The 23,829-nt window shown below is 72.8% G+C and carries 1 protein-coding gene (running past one end of the window); it reads right to left on the bottom strand.

Going from position 1 to position 23,829, the window contains the following annotated elements:
* Positions 1-23,829: the 5' portion of an SDR family NAD(P)-dependent oxidoreductase gene (locus ABGA98_RS13650; protein ID WP_347618609.1), read on the bottom strand. 3,813 nt of this gene lie to the left of the window's left edge; only the first 23,829 of its 27,642 coding nucleotides appear in the window; its start codon is at positions 23,827-23,829; its stop codon lies off the left edge, out of view.

The raw sequence follows: 23,829 nt of genomic DNA, 5'->3' as shown, positions 1-23,829 counted from the left end.
GGCCAACGACCACGCCACATCCGCCGGGTCCAGCTCCGGCCGCGCCCTGATCCACGACACGAGCCGGTCGGCCTGCGCCTCAAGCGCCTCCTGGCTCCTCGCCGACACCAGCAGCGGCACCACCGGCGCCTGTTCCACCGGCTCGGGCTCCGGCTCCGCGACCGGACCCTGTTCGATGATCACGTGAGCGTTCGTGCCACTGATCCCGAACGACGACACAGCGGCCCGGCGAGCATGCCCGTTCTCCCGCCACGGCTGCGCCTCGGTCAGCAACTTCACCGCACCCGCCGACCAGTCCACATGCGGCGACGGCTCATCCACATGAAGCGTCTGGGGAAGCATGCCGTTACGCAGCGCCATGACCATCTTGATCACACCGCCCACACCGGCGGCGGCCTGCGTGTGGCCGATGTTCGACTTCAGCGACCCCAGCCAGAGCGGCTGCTCCCGGTCCTGCCCGTACGTGGCGAGAATGGCCTGCGCCTCGATCGGGTCACCGAGCTTCGTACCGGTGCCGTGCGCCTCCACCGCATCCACGTCGGCGACCGACAGACCCGCGTTCGCCAACGCCTGACGGATCACCCGCTGCTGCGACGGACCGTTCGGAGCCGTGATCCCGTTACTCGCACCATCCTGATTGACCGCACTCCCCCGAATAAGCGCCAGCACCCGATGACCATTACGGCGAGCATCCGACAACCGCTCCACCAGCAACACACCAACGCCCTCACCCCAACCCGTGCCATCAGCACCAGCCGAGAACGCCTTACACCGCCCATCCGCAGCCAACCCCCGCTGCCGCGAAAACTCCACGAACATCCCCGGCGTCGACATCACCGTCACACCACCGGCCAACGCCAGATCACACTCACCCGACCGCAACGCCTGCGCCGCCCAATGCAACGCCACCAACGACGACGAACACGCCGTATCCACCGTCACCGCCGGACCCTCAAGCCCCAACGTGTACGACACCCGGCCCGACACCAAACTCCCACCACTGGTATTCGCCGGCGTCCCCAACCCATAATCGTGATACATCACCCCCGCAAACACACCCGTCCGACTCCCCCGCAACCCCACCGGATCAATCCCCGCCCGCTCAACCGCCTCCCACGACGCCTCCAGCAACAACCGCTGCTGCGGATCCATCGCCAACGCCTCACGCGGCGAAATCCCGAAAAACCCCGGATCAAACTCGGCCGCGTCATACAGGAACCCGCCCTGGCGGGTGTAGGTCTTCCCCGGCGTGCCGGGCTCCGGCCCGTACACTCCTTCGACGTCCCAGCCGCGGTCGGCGGGGAAGTCTCCGATGGCGTCCTGGGCCTGTGCGACCAGCGCCCACAGGTCCTCCGGCGACAGCACGCCACCCGGATAGCGACAGGCCATCCCCACGATCGCGATCGGCTCGTCAACCGTCTTCGTGGCGGTCACGACGGCCTGCGCCGCCTGCTCGCCGAACAGTTCGTCCGCCAGGAACTCCGCCACCGTCTCAGCGGTCGGGTAGTCGAAGATGAGCGTGGCCGGGAGCGGCAGCCCGGTGGCCGCCGTGAGCTGGTTGCGGAACTCGACGGCCGTCAGGGAGTCGAAGCCCAGCTCCTGGAACTGGCGCTGCCGGTCGATCGCCGACCCGTCCGCGAAGCCGAGAACCGTGGCCGCGGTGCCGCGTACGAGGTCCGAGAGCGCCGTAAGGCGTTCCGCTGGGTTCAGCGCGGCCAGGCGCTGCGCGAGCCCGCCGGACGAACCCGCGCGGCGTACCGCAGGGCGGCTGCCGGTCCGGGTCTGGAGGAACCGCGCGGGGATCAGCGCGGCCTTGCCCGAGGACACGGCGGTGTCGAAGAGGGCCAGCCCGTCGTCGATGGACAGCGGCTTCACACCCGCGCGCTCCATGCGGCGCAGGTCGGAGTCGTCGAGCTCGCCCGCCATGCCGCCGGTCGCCCACAGGCCCCAGGCCAGCGAGGTGGCCGGCAGGCCGTGCACTCTGCGGTGGTGCGCCAGGGCGTCCAGGTACGTGTTGGCGGCGGCGTAGTTGGCCTGGCCCGCGCTGCCCAGCACCCCGGCCAGCGAGGAGAACAGCACGAACGCTCTCAGGTCAAGATGCTGCGTGAGTTCGTGCAGGTGGCGGGCGGCGTCGGCCTTGGGCCTCAACACCGCGTCCATGCGTTCGGGGGTGAGGGACGCGATGACGCCGTCGTCCAGGACGCCGGCTGTGTGCACCACGCCCGCCAGCTCGTCCACGCCCTCCAGCACCCGGGCGAGCGCGTCACGGTCGGCCACGTCGCAAGCGGCCACGTCCACCTCGGCGCCCAGCTCCGACAACTCCGCCACCAGCTCCGCGGCACCGGGCGCGTCGAGCCCGCGCCGGCTGACCAGCAGCACGTTCCTGACCTCGTGCTCGGCCACCAGGTGACGCGCCACCAGCGCGCCAAGCCCGCCCGTGCCACCGGTGACCAGCACCGTGCCCTCAGGCCCGAACACCGGCTCGCGACCGGCCAGATCCGCGACCCGGCTCACACGCGGCACCAGCAGCTGACCGTCCCGCACCGCGACCTGCGACTCGCCGGTCGCCAGCGCCCGGCCGACCGTCTCGGCGTCCAGCCGCTCGGTGTCGGCGTCCAGCAGTACGAACCGGCCGGGCTGCTCGGACTGCGCGGCCCGTACCAGGCCCCACACGGGCGCCAGGTCCAGGTCCACGTCCTCGTCCGCGTTCACGGCCACCGCGCCACGGGTGACGACGACCAGCCGCGACGACGCCAGGCGCTCGTCGGCGAGCCATTCCTGTACCAGCGCCAGCGCCGCGTGGGTCGCGGCGTGCAACTCCGCGCCTGCGCAGCGGGTGAGGACGGCGTCCGGGACGTCCGCCGCGTCGATGGAGGCCAGATGCGGGTGGATCTCTGCCCCGGTGCCCAGGTCGTCGGTTCCCAGCACGAGCCACCGGGGCGCGTCCTGTTCGGCGGCCGGGGCCGTGGTCCACTCGAGCTGGTGCAGCAGGCCCTGGCTTTCCGACGCGCTGAGCTCGGCCGTCGACACGGGCCTCAGGGTGAGCGCGTCGATCTCGGCCACTGGGGCGCCGGCCTCGTCCGCGATGCTCAACGTGATGCTCGCGTCCGTGGCTCCGCGGCTGACCTTGACCCGAAGGCCGGTCGCGCCCGCCGCGTGCAACGACACGCCGCTCCAGGCGAACGGCAGATACGGCCGCCCCGACTCCGCCCGCGGCACCAGATCACCCAATGCAGCGACATGCAGCGACGCGTCCAGCAGCGCCGGGTGCAACCCGAACCGTCCAGCATCGGCGTGCCCCTGCTCGGGCAGGGCGATCTCGGCGAACACCGCGTCCTCGTGTTGCCAGGCAGCCGCCACACCCTGGAACAGCGGTCCGTACTCGAGGCCTGACACGGCCAGATCGTCGTACAGCTGCTCGATGTCGACCGGCCGGGCACCGGCCGGCGGCCACTGCGCCGGCCCGAGCAGCGGCTGCTCCGTCTGGCCGGCCAGGATGCCCTGCCCGTGCCGGACCCACTCGCCCGCGTTGGCGTTGCGGGAGTGGATGCTCACCTGGCGGCCACCCGACTCATCGCATGGCCCGGCCACCAACTGCACGTGTACTCCGCCGTCGGCCGGCACCATAAGGGGCGCCTGGAGGGTCAGTTCGAGCAGGTGGGGGGAGTCCAGTTCCTGGCCGGCACGGAGCGCCAGCTCCACCAGCGCCGCGCCCGGGACCACCACCCGGCCGTTGACCTGATGGTCGGCCAGCCACGGCTGCGCGGCGAGCGACAACCGTCCCGTGAAGGTGTGGGTGTCGGAGTCCGGTGCGGAGATGGCGGCGCGAAGCATGGGATGGTCGATGGCGCCCAGTCCGGCGGCGTCCACATCACCGGAGTCCGGGCTGACCGGCACCCAGAACCGCTCGTGCTGGAAGGCATAGGTCGGCAAGTCCACGAACCGGCCCGAGCCGAGGACCGCCTCCCAGTCCACGCCAATGCCGTGAACATGCAGCCGGCCCAGCGCTTCGACCAGCGCGCGGACCTCGTCCCGGTCCTTACGGACAGCCGGAACGAACACCGCGTCCTCAACGCTCTGCTGCGCCAGCCCCGTCAGCACCCCATCCGGGCCGACCTCCAGGAAGCAGGTCGCCCCGGAAGCCGTCACCCCATCCGCGAACCGCACCGCACCGCGCACGTGCTCCACCCAGTACGACGGGTCGGTCAGCTGGCCAGGCTCGGCCAGACGGCCCGTCACGTTCGAGACGACCGGGACCGTCGGCTCGTGGAAGCCGATCCCGCTGATCGCCTCCGCGAAGTCGGCCAGCATCGGCTCCATCAACGGCGAATGGAACGCGTGCGACACCCGCAACCTGCGCGTCCGCACCTCAGCCTGGCCCTCGATCTCCGCGATCGCCGCCTCATCACCGGACACCACCACCGCAGCCGGACCGTTCACCGCCGCGATCCCCACCCGGTCCTCACGACCGGCCAGCAACGGCAGCACCTCCGCCTCCGGAGCCGCGACGGCCAGCATCGCCCCACCGGAAGGGAGCGCCTGCATCAACCGAGCCCGAGCCGCCACCAGCGTGCACGCGTCCTCCAGCGAGAACACCCCCGCCACATGCGCGGCAGCGATCTCCCCGATCGAATGCCCCACCAGCACATCCGCCCGCACACCCAACGACTCGATCAGCCGGTACAGGGCCACCTCGAAGGCGAACAGCGCAGGCTGCGTCATCCCCGTCTCGTTCAGCACCCCCTCGGGATCGCTGAACATCACCTCACGTACGGGATGCGGCAACAGCGGATCGAACATCCGGCAGATCTCGTCCAGCGCCTCCGCGAACACCGGGAAGTGCTCAACCAGCACCGACCCCATGCCGATGCGCTGACTGCCCTGGCCGGCGAACAACAGAGCCAGCTTCCCACCGGAACCACCTCCGGAAATCACTCCGGACGCGTCCTCGTCGGCCAGCGCCCGCAGGCCGGCCACCAGTTCGTCCCGATCAGCACCCACCACCACCGCACGCTGCTCCAGCACCGCCCGGCCCGTCGCCAGCGACCAGGCCACATCCGCCGGGTCCAGCTCCGGTCGCGCCGTGATCCACGACGCGAGCCGGCCGGCCTGCGCCCGCAACGCCCGCACATCCTTCGCCGACACCAGCCACGGCACCATCGGCATCTGTTCCACCGGTTCGGGTTCCGGCTCCGCGACCGGGCCCTGCTCGATGATCACGTGAGCGTTGGTGCCGCTGATACCGAAGGACGAGACGGCGGCGCGGCGCGGGCGGTCTGCCTGGTCCCACGGGCGGGCCTCGGTCAGCAGCTCGACCGCGCCGGCCGACCAGTCCACGTGCGGCGACGGCTCATCCACATGAAGCGTCTGGGGAAGCATGCCGTTACGCAGCGCCATGACCATCTTGATCACACCACCCACACCGGCGGCGGCCTGCGTGTGGCCGATGTTCGACTTCACCGATCCGAGCCAGAGCGGCTCCTGCCGGTCCTGCCCGTACGTGGCGATGAGCGCCTGTGCCTCGATCGGGTCACCGAGCTTCGTGCCGGTGCCGTGCGCCTCCACCGCGTCCACGTCGGCCGCCGAAAGACCGGCGTTGGCCAGGGCCTGCCGGATCACCCGCTGCTGCGAGGGCCCGTTCGGAGCGGTCAGGCCGTTGCTCGCGCCGTCCTGGTTGACCGCGCTGCCCCGCACCACGGCGAGCACCTGGTGCCCGTTGCGCTCCGCGTCGGACAGCCGCTCCACCAGGAGCATGCCGACGCCCTCGCCCCAGCCGGTGCCGTCGGCGTCGGCGGAGAACGCCCTGCACCGGCCGTCCGGGGACAGGCCGCGCTGGCGCGAGAACTCCACGAAGGTGCCGGGTGTGGCCATCACGGTCACGCCGCCGGCCAGCGCCATGTCACACTCGCCCGACCGCAACGCCTGGACTGCCAGGTGCAGGGCCACCAGCGAGGAGGAGCAGGCCGTGTCGACCGTGACGGCGGGGCCTTCCAGGCCCAGGCTGTAGGACACCCGGCCGGAGGCGATGCTGCCCGAGCTGCCCGTGCCGATGAGCCCTTCGAGCTCGCCTGGCACGGCCGACAGCTGGGGCGCGTAGTCGTGGTACATGACTCCGGCGAACACGCCGGTCCGGCTGCCGCGCAACCGGGTCGGGCTGATTCCGGCCCGCTCGATGGCCTCCCACGACGTCTCCAGCAGGAGCCGCTGCTGCGGGTCCATGGCGAGGGCTTCGCGCGGCGAGATCTCGAAGAACCCCGGATCGAACTGGGCGGCGTCGTACAGGAAGCCGCCGTGCCGCGCGTACGAGGTGCCCCGGCTGTCCGGGTCGGGGTCGTAGAGCTTGTCCAGGTCCCAGCCACGGTCGGAGGGGAACTCTCCCACCCCGTCGCGCACCTGCGCCACCAGCTCCCACAGGTCCTCCGGCGACAGCACGCCACCCGGATAGCGGCACGCCATCCCCACGATCGCGATCGGCTCGTCGACCGTCGCGGGAGCGGCGACCACGGCCTGCGCCGTCTGCCCGCCGGCCAGCTCGCCGGCCAGGAACTGTGCCACGGCCTCGGCCGTCGGGCAGTCGAAGACGAGGGTGGCCGGTAGGCGCAGCCCGGTGGCCGCGTTCAGCTGGTTGCGGAACTCGACGGCCGTCAGGGAGTCGAAGCCGAGCTCCTGGAACCGTTTGGCCGGCTCGACCGCCTCCGCGCCGTCGAAGCCGAGCACGGTCGCCGCATGGGTGCGGACCAGCTGGAGGAGGTCGGTCGGGTTCGTGCCTACCGTGCTCGTCCTGCGCGTGGGCACGCGGACCAGCCCGTGCAGGAGCGCGGGCAGCGTACCCGCCTGTGCCTGGGCCTGGAGAGCCGGGATGCTCAGCACGGCCGGGACCAGGACGGGGTGTTGTGCGCGGACCGCGACGTCGAACAGGGCGAGCCCGTCAGCGACGGGCATGGGCATGATGCCGCCGCGTTCGAGGCGGCGCAGGTCGGACGCGTCGAGCTCGCCCGCCATGCCGCCGGTCGCCCACAGACCCCAGGCCAGCGAGGTGGCCGCAAGCCCCTGGGCCTGCCGCAGCTGGGCGAGCGCGTCCAGCGACGTGTTGGCGGCGGCGTAGTTGCCCTGACCGGCGCTGCCGAGCACCCCGGAGATGGAGGAGAACAGCACGAACGCTCTCAGGTCAAGGTGCTGCGTGAGCTCGTGCAGGTGCCAGGCGGCGTCGGTCTTGGGCTTGAGTACGGCGTCCATGCGTTCGGGAGTGAGAGAGGCGATGACGCCGTCGTCCAGGACGCCGGCTGTGTGCACCACGCCCGCCAGCTCGTCCACGCCCTCCAGCATCCGGGCGAGCGCGTCACGGTCGGCCACGTCGCAGGCCGCCACGTCCACCTCGGCGCCCAGCTGCGACAACTCCGCCACCAGCTCGGCCGCGCCGGGCGCCTCCGGCCCGCGCCGGCTGACCAGCAGCACGTTCCTGACCTCGTGCTCGGCCACCAGGTGACGCGCCACCAGCGCGCCAAGCCCGCCCGTGCCACCGGTGACCAGCACCGTCCCCTCAGGCTCGAACACCGGCTCGCGACCGGCCACATCCGCGACCCGGCTCACACGCGGCACCAGCAGCTGACCGTCCCGCACCGCGACCTGCGACTCGCCGGTCGCCAGCGCCTGAGTCACCACATCCGCGGGGTCGGTGTCCGCGTCCAGGTCCAGGAGCACGAACCGGCCGGGCTGCTCGGACTGCGCGGCCCGCACCAGACCCCACGCCGCCGCCTGCGCCGGGTTCGGGACATCGTCCTGTCCCACCGCGAAGGCCCCGCGCGTGACGACGACCAGCCGCAGCCCCGGCTCGTCGGAGGCGGCGAACTCCTGCAGCGCGGCCAGCACGTCGTGCGTGGCCCGCCTGATCGTGTCCGGGGCCGGCGTCTCGGGCACCGGCACGTCGAAGATCTCGTACGGCGGCTCGGACTGCGCCGCGCGGCCGGCGGGCCGTACCCAGCCGATCGTGAACAGGCTGTCGTGACGGGCCGCCTCCTGTGCGGCGGAGCTCGGGCGGAGCGTCACCGAGCCGACCTCCATGACGGGCGTCCCGGCGGTGTCGGCCATGGTCAGGGCGACCACACCGTCGTTGCCCGTGGGGGCGATCCTGACCCGCAGGACCGTCGCGCCATCCGCGTGCAGCGCCACCTGGTTCCAGGAGAACGGGACGTACGGCCGTCCGGGCTCGGCCTGCGGCAGCAGACCGGCCATGGGGATGGCGTGGAGGGACGCGTCCAGGAGCGCCGGGTGCAGCCCGAAGCGCCGGGCCTCGGCCTGGGCCGTCTCCGGCAGGGCGATCTCGGCGTAGACGGCGCCGTCCCGCTGCCAGACGTTCTGGAGGCACTGGAAGGTGTCGCCGTACTCCATGCCGGTCGCGGCCAGGTCGTCATAGACGCCGCCGGTGTCGACGGGCCGGGCGCCGGGCGGCGGCCACTGCGCGAGGTCGAAGCCCGGCGCGGGGGCGGCCTGGGTGAGCACGCCCTGGGCGTTCTGCCGCCAGTCGGTGCTCTCCTCCGCCCTGGAGTAGATGGTCACCTGGCGGCGGCCGGATTCGTCGGGCTCGGTCACCACCACCTGGAGATGCAGGCTCCCCCGCTCCGGCAGAACCATCGGCGCCTGGAGGGTGAGCTCGTCGAGCATCGAGCAGCCGGTCTCGTCGCCGGCCCGTACGGCGAGCTCCACCTGCGCCGTCCCCGGCACGATCACCTGGCCGGCCACCACGTGATCGGCCAGCCACGGCTGTTCGGCCAGCGACAGGCGGCCGATGAGCGTGAGGGTGCCGGTTCCGGGGGCGGGCACGGTGGCGGTCAGCAGCGGGTGGTCCACGGCCGCCAGCCCGCCGCCCGAGGCGACGTCGCCGGTGGCGTAGCCGGCGTCGAGCCAGTACCGGCGGCGCTGGAAGGCGTAGGTGGGCAGGTCGACGAACCGGGTGGGGACGCCGGCGAAGTAGGCGTCCCAGTCCACGGTGACACCCACGACGTGCAACCGGCCCAAAGCCTCGACCAGCGCCCGGGCCTCGTCCCGATCCTTACGGACAGCCGGAACGAACACCGCGTCCTCAACGCTCTGCTGCGCCAGCCCCGTCAGCACCCCATCCGGACCCACCTCCAAGAAGCAGGTCGCCCCGGAAGCCGTCACCCCATCCGCGAACCGCACCGCGCCACGCACATGCTCCACCCAGTAAGCAGGGTCGGTCAGCTGCCCAGGCTCGGCCAGACGGCCCGTCACGTTCGAGACGACCGGAATCGTCGGCTCGTGGAAGGCGACCCCGCTGATCGCCTCCGCGAAGTCGGCCAGCATCGGCTCCATCAACGGCGAATGGAACGCGTGCGACACCCGCAACCTGCGCGTCCGCACCTGCGCCTGACCCTCGATCTCCGCGATCGCCGCCTCATCACCGGACACCACCACCGCAGCCGGACCGTTCACCGCCGCGATCCCCACCCGGTCCTCCCGACCGGCCAGCAACGGCAGCACCTCCGCCTCCGGAGCAGCCACCGCGAGCATCGCCCCACCCGAAGGCAACGCCTGCATCAACCGCGCACGAGCAGCCACCAGCGTGCACGCGTCCTCCAGCGAGAACACCCCCGCCACATGAGCAGCGGCGATCTCCCCGATCGAATGCCCCACCAGCACATCCGCCCGCACACCCAACGACTCGATCAGCCGGTACAGGGCCACCTCGAAGGCGAACAGCGCAGGCTGCGTCATCCCCGTCTCGTTCAACACACCGTCCGGGTCGGCGAACATCACCTCACGCAGCGGATGCGGCAACAACGGCTCGAACATCCGGCAGATCTCGTCCAGCGCCTCCGCGAACACCGGGAACGCCTCGACGAGGGAAGCCCCCATGCCGATGCGCTGGCTACCCTGACCCGCGAACAACAGAGCCAGCTTCCCGCCGGAACCGCTCCCGGTGATCGCAGCGGAGGGATCGCCGGCCAGCGCCCGCAACCCGGCCACCAACTCGTCCCGATCAGCACCCACCACCACCGCACGCTGCTCCAGCACCGCCCGCGCAAAGACCAGCGCCTTGCCGGCGACGGCGGGTTCGACGTCGTTCGCCGAAGCCCAGGCGGCGAGCCTGCCCGCCTGTTCGTGCAGCGCGCCGGCGTCGTCAGCCGAGATCAACCACGGCACGGCGGGCATGACGGGAGCCTCGGCGGGCTCGGGAACGGCCGGGCCCTGCTCGACGATCACGTGAGCGTTCGTACCGCTCACGCCGAACGACGAGACGCCGGCCCGGCGCGGCCGGTCTCCCCGGTCCCACGGGCGGGCCTCGGTCAGCAGCTCCACCGCGCCCGCCGACCAGTCCACGTGCGGCGACGGCTCGTCGGCGTGCAGCGTCTGGGGCAGCACCCCGTGCCGCATGGCCATCACCATCTTGATGACCCCGCCCACACCGGCGGCGGCCTGCGTGTGGCCGATGTTCGACTTCAGCGACCCCAGCCAGAGCGGCTGCTCCCGGTCCTGCCCGTACGTGGCGAGAATGGCCTGCGCCTCGATCGGGTCACCGAGCTTCGTACCGGTGCCGTGCGCCTCCACCGCGTCCACGTCGGCGACCGACAGACCCGCGTTCGCCAAAGCCTGGCGGATCACGCGTTCCTGGGAGGGGCCGTTCGGGGCGGTCAGGCCGTTGCTGGCGCCGTCCTGGTTGATCGCGGTCCCGCGTACGACGGCGAGGATGTGGTGCCCGTTGCGCTGGGCGTCCGACAGCCGCTCGACCAGCAGCATGCCCGCGCCCTCGCCCCAGCCGGTGCCGTCGGCGTCAGCGGAGAACGCCCTGCACCGGCCGTCGGCCGACAGGCCGCGCTGCCGGGAGAACTCCACGAAGACGTTGGGCGTGGCCATCACCGTCACGCCGCCGGCGAGGGCGAGGTCGCATTCGCCCGACCGCAGCGACTGCGCCGCCAGGTGCAGCGCCACCAGCGACGACGAGCAGGCCGTGTCCACGGTCACCGCCGGCCCTTCCAGGCCGAACGTGTACGCGACCCGGCCGGAGGCGATGCTGCCCGCGCTGCCGTTGAGCACGAACCCTTCGAATCCGTCCGGCGCCTGCGGCAGGCGGGTGCCGTAGTCGTGGTACATCACGCCGGCGAACACGCCGGTGCGGCTGCCGCGCATGGCCTTCGGGCTGATGCCGGCCCGCTCGATCGCCTCCCACGACGTTTCGAGCAGCAGCCGCTGCTGCGGGTCCATCGCGGTCGCCTCGCGTGGCGAGATGCCGAAGAGCCCGGGGTCGAAGCGGTCGGCGTCGTGCAGGAAGCCGCCCTCGCGGGCGTAGCTGGTGCCGTGGTGGCCGGGGTCGGGATCGTACAGGCTCTCCAGGTCCCAGCCACGGTTGTCGGGGAAGGGGGTGATGGCGTCGCCCGCCTGGGTGAGCAGCCGCCAGAGGTCCTCGGGAGAGGCCACGCCGCCGGGATAGCGGCAGGCCATGCCGACGATCGCGATGGGCTCGTCGGCGGGCGCGGTCCGCACGGCTGCCTGCTCGGCCCTGGAGGCGCCGCTGAGCTGCGCGTACAGGTGCTCGGCCAGCTCGCCGGGGGTGGGGAAGTTGAACAGCAGCGTGGCGGGCAGTCGCAGGCCGGTGGCGGTGTTGAGCCGGTTGCGCAGTTCGACGGAGCTCAGCGAGTCGAAGCCGAGGTCCTTGAACGCGGTGCCGGTGTCCACGGTGTCGGCGTTGGCGTGGCCGAGCACGTGCGCGACGTTCGTCCTGATGAGCGACAGCAGCGCGCCCTTGTCGGCCCGCGCGCTCGCGGGCCTGGGCGCGGCCGTCTTCCGCGCCGGCGCCTTGACCAGGGCGCGGAAGACCGCGGGGATCTCGTCCTGGCGGCGCAGCGCGGCCGTGTCCAGGCGGGCCACGATCTGCACGGGCTTGTCGAGGGCGATGGCCGCGTCGAACAGGGACATGCCCTCCGCCACGGGGAGCGGCGCGAGCCCGACCCTGCTGAGCCGCGCCACGTCGAGCTGGCTGAGCGCGCCGGCCATGCCGTTGTCGGACTCCCACAGCCCCCACTGGAGGGAGACGGCCGGCAGTCCCCGGGCCCGGCGGTGCAGGGCCAGGGCGTCCAGGTACGCGTTGGCGGCCGCGTAGTTGGCCTGCCCCGCGCTGCCGACCGTGGCGGCGACCGACGAGTACAACACGAAGAACGACAGGCCGAGGTCCTGGGTGAGCTCGTGCAGGTGCCAGGCCGCGTCCGCCTTCGGCCCGAAGACCCGGTCGACGTGGTCGGGCGTCAGCGAGGTCACGGCGCCGTCGGCCACGATCCCGGCCAGGTGCACGACGCCCGTCAGGGGATGTTCGGCGGGGATGCCCGCCAGCAGGGCGGCGAGCTCGTCACGGTCCGCCACGTCGCAGGCGGCCACGGTGACCTGCGCGCCGAGCTCGGTCAGCTCGCTCACCAGGTCGCCGGCGCCGGGCGCCGCGGGACCGCGCCGGCCGGCCAGCAGCAGGTGGCGTACGCCGTGCTCGGTGACCAGCCGCCGCGCGGCCAGCGCGCCGAGGTCTCCTGTGCCGCCGGTCAGCAGCACCGTTCCGCCCGCCGCCGCACCCGGACGCTCGGTCGCGGGCGGGCTCGTCACGGGGACGATGCGGGGGACGTGGATCTGCCCCTGCCGCAGGGCGATCTGCGGCTCGCCGGACGCGCAAGCACGCAGCACCGTGTCCGCAGAATCGGGGTGCTCGTCGGTGTCGACGAGGACGAAGCGGCCGGCGTGCTCGGACTGGGCTGAGCGCACCAGCCCCCAGACGGGCGCGGTGGACAGGTCCGGCTCCTCGCCGTCGGTCACGCTCACCGCGCCGATGGTCACCAGCGCCAGCCGGGACCGCGCGAACCGCTCCTCGGCCAGCCACTCCTGGAGGAGCGCGAGCACCTCGTACGTCCTGTCGCGGCCCTCGCCGGACCCGACCGGCGCCAGAACCAGGTCAGGAACCTCCTGGTCAGGTCCGACCGCCTCACTCAGGGACGACAGGTCGTCGAGCATCAGCACCCGCTCCGGCTCCGGCCCGGCGGCGGTCGAGGTCACCCAGTCCAGCGTGTACGGGGTGCTCCCGGCCCGCAGGGCGGTCGTGACGGGCCGGACCGCCAGCGAGTCCACCGTGAGGATGGGCGCGCCGGTGTGGTCCGTGACGCTCAGCGCCAGCTCGCCCGGCCCTTTCGCCGTCGTACGGACGCGTGCCGCCGTCCCGCCCGCCGCGTGCGGGGAGACGCCGGACCAGGCGAAGGGCAGGTACGGCCGGCCCGGCTCGGTACGCGGCAGCAGGTCCCCCAGCGTGATGGAGTGCAGCACGGCGTCGAGCAGCGCCGGGTGGAAACCGAACCGCTCCGCGCCCGCCTGTGCCTGCTCGGGCAGCACGATCTCGGCGTAGACCGTGCCGTCGTGCCGCCAGGCGCCCGCCAGCCCCTGGAACGCGTCACCGTACTCCAGGCCCGTCACCGCGAAGTCGTCGTAGAGGGCGCCGACGTCGATGGGCCGCGCGCCGGGCGGCGGCCACTGCGCGAGGTCGAAAGCGGGCTCGGCGGCGACCGGGCCGAGGGTTCCCTGGGCGTGCCGCTGCCATGCGGGGTCGCCTTCCGTACGGGAGTACACGGCGACGCCGCGCCGCCCGCCGTCGTCCGGGGCGTCGATGACCACCTGGAGTTGTACGGGGTGCTCGTGCGTGATGACGAGCGGAGCCTGAATGGCCAGCTCGGAGACCGTCTCGCAGTCCTCGGTCTCCGCGGCGGCCCGCAACACGATCTCGAGGAAGGCGGTGCCGGGCAGGATGACCGTGCCGTTGACCACGTGATCGGCGAGCCAGGGCAGCGCGGCCAGCGAGAGCCGCCCGGTGAGGGTGATCGAGTCCGAGTCGGGTGCGGGCACGGCGGCGCTGAGGATCGGATGCTCCACCGCGCTCAGCCCGGCGGCCGTCACGTCGCCGACCGACCGGCCCGACTCCAGCCAGAACCGCTCGTGCTGGAAGGCGTAGGTGGGCAGATCCACCAGCCGGCCCGGGGCCAGCGCCGCCGTCCAGTCCACGGCGACACCCTCGACGTGCAACCGGCCCAAAGCCTCGACCAGCGCCCGGATCTCGTCCCGGTCCTTACGGACAGCCGGAACGAACACCGCGTCCTCAACGCTCTGCTGCGCCAGCCCCGTCAGCACCCCATCCGGACCCACCTCCAAGAAGTGGGTCGCCCCGGAAGCCGTCACCCCATCCGCGAACCGCACCGCGCCACGCACATGCTCCACCCAGTACGACGGGTCGGTCAGCTGCCCAGGCACGGCCAGACGACCCGTCACGTTCGAGACGACCGGCAGGCTCGGCTCGCAGAACGTGACCCCGCTGATCGCCTCGGCGAAGTCGGCCAGCATCGGCTCCATCAACGGCGAATGGAACGCGTGCGACACCCGCAACCTGCGCGTGCGGACCTGCGCCTGACCCTCGATCTCCGAGATCGCGGACTCGTCACCGGACACCACCACCGCAGCCGGACCGTTCACCGCCGCGATCCCCACCCGGTCCTCACGACCAGCCAGCAACGGCAGCACCTCCGCCTCCGGAGCAGCCACCGCGAGCATCGCCCCACCGGAAGGGAGCGCCTGCATCAACCGCGCACGAGCAGCCACCAGCGTGCACGCGTCCTGCAGCGAGAACACCCCCGCCACATGAGCCGCGGCGATCTCCCCGATCGAATGCCCCACCAGCACATCCGCCCGCACACCCAACGACGCCAGCAACCGATACAGCGCCACCTCGAAAGCGAACAACGCAGGCTGCGTCATCCCCGTCTCGTTCAACACACCGTCCGGGTCGGCGAACATCACCTCACGCAACGGATGCGGCAACAACGGCTCGAACATCCGGCAGATCTCGTCCAGCGCCTCCGCGAACACCGGGAACGCCTCGACGAGGGAAGCCCCCATGCCGATGCGCTGGCTACCCTGGCCCGCGAACAACAGAGCCAGCTTCCCGCCAGAACCGCTCCCGGTGATCGCAGCGGAGGGATCGCCGGCCAGCGCCCGCAACCCGGCCACCAGCTCGTCCCGATCAGCACCCACCACCACCGCACGCTGCTCCAGCACCGCCCGGCCCGCCGCCAGCGACCACGCCACATCCGGCACCGGCACCGACGACCGCGACTCCACCCACGACGCGAGCCGGCCGGCCTGCGCCCGCAACGCCCGCACATCCTTCGCCGACACCAGCCACGGCACCACCGGCAGCCGCCGGTCCTCGTGGACGGTCTCGTCGACGAGGTCGCCCTGCTCGATGATCACGTGAGCGTTCGTGCCGCTCACGCCGAAGGACGAGACGCCGGCCCGGCGCGGCCGGTCTCCCTGGTCCCACGGGCGGGCCTCGGTCAGCAGCTCGACCGCGCCGGCCGCCCAGTCCACGTGCGGGGATGGCTCACCCACGTGAAGCGTCTGGGGAAGCACCCCGTGCCGCATGGCCATCACCATCTTGATGACCCCCGCGACACCGGCGGCGGCCTGGGCATGGCCGAGGTTGGACTTCAGTGATCCGAGCCAGAGCGGCTGGTCCTGCCGCTCCTGGCCGTAGGTGGCGATGAGCGCCTGCGCCTCGATCGGGTCGCCGAGCTTCGTGCCGGTGCCATGCGCCTCGACCACGTCCACGTCCGCCGCCGACAGGCCCGCGTTGGCCAGGGCCTGGCGGATCACCCGCTGCTGCGACGGGCCGTTGGGAGCGGCCAGGCCGTTGCTGGCGCCGTCCTGGTTGATCGCGCTGCCCCGGATGACCGCGAGCACCTGGTGGCCGTTGCGGCGCGCGTCGGACAGCCGCTCGACGAGCAGCACGCCGACGCCCTCGCTCCAGCCGGTGCCGTCGGCGTCGGCGGAGAACGCCTTGCACCGTCCGTCCGGGGACAGGCCGCGCTGGCGCGAGAACTCCACGAACGTGCCCGGCGAGGCCATCACCATCGCGCCGCCGGCCATCGCCAGGTCGCACTCGCCCGACCGCAGGGCCTGCGCCGCGAGGTGCAGCGCCACCAGCGACGACGAGCACGCGGTGTCCACGGTGACCGCCGGGCCCTCGAACCCCAGCGTGTACGACACCCGCCCGGAGGCGACGCTGGCCAGGCCGCCGGTGAGGAGGTAACCCTCCACGTGGTCGGCGCCCTCGTACCTGCGGGGGCCGTACTCCATGGGCGCGATGCCGGTGAACACCCCGGTCTGGCTGCCGCGCAGCGTGGCGGGGTCGATGCCGGCGTCTTCGAGGGCCTCCCACGAGGCTTCCAGCAACAACCGCTGCTGCGGGTCCATCGCCAGCGCCTCGCGCGGCGAGATGCCGAAGAACGCCGCGTCGAAGTCGGCGGCGTCGTAGAGGAAGCCGCCGTGCCGGGTGTAGGTGGTGCCGCGCTTGCCGGGGTCGGGGTCGAAGAGCCGGTCCAGGTCCCAGCCGCGGTCGGTCGGGAACTCGCCCACCGCGTCGCGGGCCTGCGCCACCAGCTCCCACAGGTCCTCGGGCGAGCGTACGCCGCCGGGGTAGCGGCAGGCCATGCCGACGATCGCGATCGGCTCGTCGTGGCCGGTCGTACGGACCGCCGTGGCGGCGGTGGCGGAGCCGCCGAGCAGTTCGGTGCGCAGGTGCTCGGTCAGCGCCTGCGGCGACGGGTAGTCGAACAGCACGGAGCTGGGCAGGTGCAGCCCGGTGGCGGTGTTGAGCCGGTTGCGCAGCTCGACGGCGGTCAGCGAGTCGAAGCCCGCCTCCTTGAACGCGCCCGTGGCGCTGATGACGTTCGGCGTCACGTGCCCGAGCACCAGGGCCGCCTGGCCGCGTACGAGGTCGAGCAGCGTACGTTCCTGCTCCTCGGGGCTCTGCCCGCGCAGGGCCTGCGCCAGCGGCACCTCGTCCGGCCCGCCGGCCGCGCGGCGCTCGATCGGCTTGCGCAACATCGCGCGCAGCATGACCGGGGCGGGCTCGGCGACGCCCGCCAGGCTGAGCCGGGCGGGCACCGTCGTCACGGCGTTCCCGGCGAGCGCGGAGTCGAGGAGTTCCAGCGCCTTGTCCTGCGGCATCGGGGCGACGCCGAGCCGGGCCCACCGGGCGAGGTCGGCGGTGGCGAGCGTCCCGGCCATGCCGCCGGCGGAGTTGTCCCACAGTCCCCAGGCCAGGGCGGTGGCGGGCAGGCCGAGCGCGCGGCGGTGCCGGGCGAGGCCGTCGAGGAAGGCGTTGGCGGCGGCGTAGTTGGCCTGGCCGGCGCTGCCGACGGTGGCGGCGACCGACGAGAAGAGCACGAACGCGGACAGGTCGCGGTCGCGGGTCAGCTCGTGCAGGAGCCAGGCCGTCTCGGCCTTGGTACGCCACACGGTGTCGAGCCGTTCGGGGGTCAGCGCGGGCACGACGCCGTCGTCGAGGACGCCGGCGATGTGCACGACGCCGGTCAGGCTTTCGCAGGAGCCGACGAGCCCGGCCAGCGCGTCCCTGTCGGTGACGTCGCAGGCGACCAGCTCGGCGTGCGCGCCGAGCTCGGCCAGCTCGGCGGCCAACGCCGCCGCGCCGGGCGAGCGCGGGTCGCGGGTGACGAGGACGAGGTTCCGTACGCCGTGCGTGGCGACGAGATGCCGGGTCACGGTACGGCCCAGCGCGCCGGTGCCGCCGGTGACCAGCACCGTGCCGTCGGGGTTCCAGGGCGGATCGCCCGCCGGCCGGTCCCGCCGGGCCAGCCTGGGAACGTGGATCGTGCCGGCTCTGATCGCCAGCTGGGGCTCGTCGTAGGCGAGCGCGGCGGCGACGATGCCGTCGGCGGCGCTGCCGGTGGGGCCGTCGTGGTCGAGGAGCACGAACCGGTCCGGGTACTCGGTCTGGACCGACCGGACCAGCCCCCACACGGCCGTGGCGGCGAGGTCGGGGGTGTCGCCGGTCGCGCCTTCGGTGACGATCACGAGGCGGCCGGACGCGGACCGGTTCCCGCTGAGCCGCTCCTGGACGGCGGCCAGCACGCGCAGTACGGCAGCGCGGGCGGGTTCGTCACCGTCGCCGGCGGGGCTCTCCCAGGGCAACACCACGTCGCCGGACCCGGTGGCGGGCCCAGGAGCAGGCGCGGCTCCGGTGGCGGGCACCGGGACCCAGTCGACCTCGAACAGCCCGACGTGTTCGGTGGGCCGTTCTGCGGGGCCGGGCGCCTCCAGCCAGTACCGCTGCCGCTGGAAGGCGTAGGTGGGCAGGTCGACGTGAAGCGCGGGGGCGGCGCCGAAGTAGGCGTCCCAGTCGACGGTGACGCCGCCGGCGTGGAGGCGTCCGAGGGCCTGGACGAAGGTGCCGGCCTCCTCCCGGTCCCTGCGCGCGGCGGGGATGAAGACACCGTCGGCGAGCGCCTGCTGGGCCATGCCGGTGAGGATGCCGTCGGGCCCGACCTCCAGGAGGACGGCTGCGTCGGCGGCGGCCACGCCGTCGGCGAACCGCACCGCCACGCGCACGTGCTCGACCCAGTAAGCGGGGTCGGTCAGCTGCCCGGGCTGGGCCAGTCGGCCCGTCACGTTGGAAATGACCGGAATCGTCGGCTCGTGGAAGCCGATCCCGCTGATCGCCTCCGCGAAGTCGGCCAGCATCGGCTCCATCAGCGGCGAGTGGAAGGCGTGCGAGACCCGCAGCCTGCGCGTCCGCGCCTCCGTCCGGCTCTCGATTGCCGCGACGGCCGCCTCGTCACCCGAGACCACCACCGCCGCCGGACCGTTCACCGCCGCGATGCCGGCCCGGTCCTCGTACCCGTCGAGCAGCGGCAGCACGTCCGCCTCCGGCGCGGCGACGGCCAGCATCGCGCCGTCCTTGGGGAGCGCGTCCATGAGCCGGGCCCGCGTGGCGATCAGAGTGCAGGCGTCGGCGAGGGAGAAGACCCCGGCCACGTGGGCGGCGGCGATCTCGCCCACCGAGTGGCCGATCAGCACGTCCGGCCGCACGCCGAACGACTCCAGCAGCCGGTACAGCGCCACCTCGAAAGCGAACAGGGCGGGCTGCGTCATCCCGGTCTCGTTCAGCACGCCGCCGGGGTCGGTGAACATCACCTCGCGCAGCGGGTACGGCAGTTGCGGATCGAGGAGGGCGCACACCTCCTCCAGTGCCTCGGCGAACACGGGGAACGTCTCGGCGAGTTCCCTGCCCATGCCGGGCCGCTGGCTGCCCTGCCCGGTGAAGAGCAGGGCGAGCCGGCCGGCCTGGCCGCTGCCGGTGAGCACGCCGGGCGCGTCCGAGCCGCCGGCCAGCGCTCGCAGGCCGGCCAGCAGGTCGTCGCGCTCGCTGCCGACGATCACCGCGCGGTGGTCGAGCGCGGCCCGGCCGGCGGCCAGCGCGGCGCCGGCGGCCGTGATCGGGATGTCGGGCGTCGCCCAGGCGGCGAGCCGTCCGGCCTGCCCGGCCAGCGCCTCGGGGCTCTTGGCGGACAGGATCCAGGGCACCGCGGGGAGATCGAACTCCTCGTCGGGGGCGGGTACGACCGGGTCGCCCTGTTCGATGATCACGTGGGCGTTGGTGCCGCTGATGCCGAAGGACGACACGGCGGCGCGGCGCGGACGGTCCAGCTCCTCCCACGGGCGGGCCTCGGTCAGCAACTCCACCGCACCCGCCGACCAGTCCACATGCGGCGACGGCTCATCCACATGAAGCGTCCTCGGCAACGTGCCGTGCCGCAACGCCATCACCATCTTGATCACACCGCCCACGCCCGCAGCCGCCTGCGCATGACCGATGTTCGACTTCAACGACCCCAGCCACAACGGCCGATCCCGATCCTGACCGTAAGCCGCGATCAGCGCCTGAGCCTCGATCGGATCACCCAGCGACGTCCCCGTCCCATGCGCCTCGACCGCGTCCACCTCGGCCGCCGACAACCCCGCGTTCGCCAAAGCCTGCCGGATCACCCGCTGCTGCGACGGACCGTTCGGCGCCGTCAACCCGTTACTCGCACCGTCCTGATTGATCGCGCTGCCCCGCACCACCGCCAGCACCCGATGCCCAAGCCGGCGCGCATCCGACAACCGCTCCACCAGCAACATCCCGACACCCTCAGCCCACCCCGTGCCATCAGCACCAGCCGAGAACGCCTTACAACGACCATCAGGCGACAGACCCCGCTGCCGCGAGAACTCCACGAACATGCCCGGTGAGGCCATCACGGTGGCGCCGCCGGCCAGGGCCAGGTCGCATTCGCCGGTCCGCAGCGACTGCGCGGCCAGGTGCAGGGCGACCAGGGACGAGGAGCAGGCGGTGTCCACCGTCACGGCCGGGCCCTCGAACCCGAACGTGAACGCGACCCGCCCGGAGATGACGCTGGCCGTGGTGCCGGTCAGCACGTACCCTTCGGCGCTGCCGGTGGCCTCGTGCAGGCGCGGCCCGTAGTCCTGCGCCGTGGCGCCGGCGAACACGCCGGTCCGGCTGCCCCGCAACCCGGCCGGGTCGATCCCGGCCCGCTCCATCGCCTCCCACGACGCCTCCAGCAACAACCGCTGCTGCGGATCCATCGCCAACGCCTCACGCGGCGAGATCCCGAAGAACGCCGGATCGAACTCCCCCGCCTCGTACAGGAACCCACCATGCCGCGCATACGTGGTCCCGTGACTGTCCGGATCGGGGTCGTACAACGCCGCCAGATCCCACCCCCGGTCCACGGGGAACTCCCCGATCGTGTCCTGCTCACGGATCACGACGTTCCACAGGTCGTCAGGGGAGCTCACGCCGCCGGGGAAACGGCAGGCCATGCCGACGATCGCGATCGGCTCGTCCGCCACGGACCTCGCGGCCACCACGGCCTGGGTGACGTGCTCGCCGGCCAGCTCGGCGCGCAGGAAGCCGGCCAGCGCCTGCGGCGACGGGTAGTCGAACAGCAGCGAGCTGGGCAGTTGGAGCCCGGTGGCGGTGTTGAGCCGGTTCCGCAGCTCGACGGCGCTGAAGGAATCGAAGCCCAGCGCCTTGAAGGCGGTGCCGGTGTCCACGGTCGCGGCGTTGGCGTGGCCGAGGACGAGCGCGATGCAGGTGCGTACGAGCTCGAGGATCGCCTGCTCCTGCTCGGCCTCCGCCAGGCCGCGCAGCCGGTCGGCGAGCGACCGCGTCTCCTCTCCCGAGGCGGACGGCTCCGGAGCCGCGTGCGGGGGCGGGGGCGGCGCGGAGCCGTCCGCCTCGGGAAGCCAGTGGTAGGTGCGCTGGAAGGCGTAGGTGGGCAGCGGGACGCGGCGCGCGCCGGGCAGCACGGCGTCCCAGTCGAGCGTGGCGCCCCTGACCTGCAGCCCGGCCAGCGCCAGCGCGGCGCTGCGGCGTTCCGCCCCTGGGTCGCGCAGCGTGGCGATGAACCGCGTGTACGGGCTAGCGGGCAGGCAGTGCTGCCCCATGGCGGCCAGCACCGACCCGGGCCCCACCTCGACGAACGTGGTGACGCCCGTGTCGGCCAGGGCGCGGATGCCGTCGCAGAACCGTACGGCCTCGCGTACGTGCCACACCCAGTGTCCTGGCGAGCACAGGTCCTCGGCGGACGCGACGGCCCCGGTGAGGTTGGAGACGATCGGGATGGCCGGCTCGCGGTAGGCGAGCGACTCGGCCACCTCCCTGAACTCCGCCAGCATCGGGTCCATCAGCGGGGAGTGGAAGGCGTGGCTGACCCGCAGGCGGTGGGTCTTGCGGCCGCGGCCGCGGAACTCCTCGGCGATCTCCATGACGCGGCTCTCGGAGCCGGAGACCACGGTGGAGTCCGGCCCGTTGATCGCGGCGATGCTGACGGTGGTGTCCAGGAAGGGCAGCACCTCCTCCTCGGTGGCCTGCACGGCGACCATCGCGCCGCCGGCCGGGAGGTTCTGCATCAGCCTGCCGCGCGCCGCGACCAGGGCGCAGGCGTCGGCCAGCGACAACACGCCGGCGACGTGGGCGGCCGAGATCTCGCCGATGGAGTGGCCGATGAGCCGGGCGGGGCGCACGCCCCAGTGCTCGTACAGGCGGGTGAGGGCGACCTCGAAGGCGAAGAGGGCGGGCTGGGCGAACCCGGTCTGGTCGAGCAGGCCGGCCTCATGAGAGCCCTCGCCGGCGAACATCACGTCGAGGAGCGGCCGGTCGAGCGTGCCGTCGAAGCAGGCGGCGATCTCGTCGAGCGCCCGCGCGAAGACCGGGTGCGCCGCGTACAGCTCGCGGCCCATGCCGGGCCGCTGGCTGCCCTGCCCCGAGTAGAGGAAGGCGATGTCGCCGGTGCTCGGCCGGCCGGTCACGATCTCGGCGGCCGGCTCGCCCTTGGCCAGCCGGTCCAGCACGCCGGCCAGCACGTCGGCCGGCACGTCGGCCGGCGCTGACGGCTCGTCCACGACGAGCGCCGCCCGCCGGTCGAAGGCCGTACGGGTCGTCGCCAGCGAGTACGCCAGGTCGGCGAGGCCGGCGCCCGGCTCGTCGAGCAGGCGGTCGCGCAGCCGCCCCGCCTGGGCGCGCAGCGCGGCCTCGCTCTGCCCGGCGAGCGGCACGATCAGCGGCCCGGAAAACGGCTCTGTCCGCGGTCCGGTCACCGCGGTCGGCGGCCCGTCCTGGCGTGCGGTGGAGGCGGTGAGGGCCGGCTGCGGGGGTTCGGCGAGCACCACGTGGCAGTTGGCGCCGCCCATGCCGAAGGAGCTGACGCCGGCCACCAGCGGCGCGTCCTCGCGCGGCCACGCGGACGTCTCGGTGTTGACGCGCAGGTTGAGCTCGTCGAACGGGATCTGCGGGTTGGGCGTCTCGAAGTTCAGCGACGGCGGCAGCGTGCGGTGCCTGATGGCCAGCACGGTCTTCAGCAGGCCGACGATGCCCGCGGCGCCCTCGAGGTGGCCGACGTTGGTCTTGGCGGAGCCGACGACCAGCGGCGTGCCGGAGTCCTTGGCGGTGCCGATGGCCGCGCCGAGCGCGCGGGCCTCGATCGGGTCGCCGACGCGGGTCCCGGTGCCGTGCAGCTCGACGAACTGCACGTCGGCTGCCTCCACGCCGGCCCGCCCGCAGGCCAGCCGGATGACCTCCTCCTGGGCGCGCTGGTCGGGCACGGTGAGCCCGTCGCCGCCCCCGTCGTTGTTGATGGCGCTGCCGGCGATCACGCAGTACACCCGGTCGCCGTCGGCGAGCGCGCGGGCCAGCGGCTTCAGCACGACGACGCCGCCGCCCTCGCCGCGGACGTAGCCGTTGGCGCGGGCGTCGAAGGTGAAGCATCTGCCGTCGGGCGACAGGGCGCCGAACCGCAGCGCGGCGAGCGTGCTGTCGGCGGTCAGGTTGAGGTTCACGCCGCCGACGATGGCCAGGCCGGTCTCGCCGTTGCGCAGGCTCTCGCACGCCAGGTGCACGGCGGTCAGCGAGGCCGACTGCGCGGAGTCGACCGTCATGCTGGGCCCGTTGAGCCCCAGCATGTACGAGATGCGGTTGGCGAGCAGGGCCCGGCTGATGCCGGTGAGGCTGTGCCGGGTCAGCGCCGCGCGCCCGTTGCCCTGGAGCAGCTGGGCGTAGTCGCCGGCCATGGCGCCGATGAAGACGGAGGCGGCGGTGTCGCGCAGGCTCGCCGGGACGATGCCGGCGTCTTCGAGCGCCTCCCAGCTCAGCTCCATGAGCAGCCGCTGCTGCGGGTCGATCATCGCGGCTTCGTTCGGGGAGACGCCGAAGAACTCGGCGTCGAATTCCGCTATCCCGTCGATGAAGCCGCCGCGCAGGGAACTCGTCTCCGGCGCGTCCCACCGCCCGCTGGGCACGTCGGTGATCGCGTCGCGGCCGTCGCGCAGCAGCCGCCAGAAGGATTGCGGGTCCGGAGCCTGGGGGAGCCGGCACGAGATTCCGACGATCGCCACCGCGTCGTCGGAAAAACTACGAGAGGAGAGTTCGTAGGACAT

Origin of the sequence: Nonomuraea sp. B1E8 (assembly GCF_039871515.1) — a bacterium.
Taxonomy (GTDB): Bacteria; Actinomycetota; Actinomycetes; order Streptosporangiales; family Streptosporangiaceae; genus Nonomuraea.
Note: the sequence above shows the minus strand (reverse complement) of the source record. Positions and strands in the feature narration are given on the sequence as shown.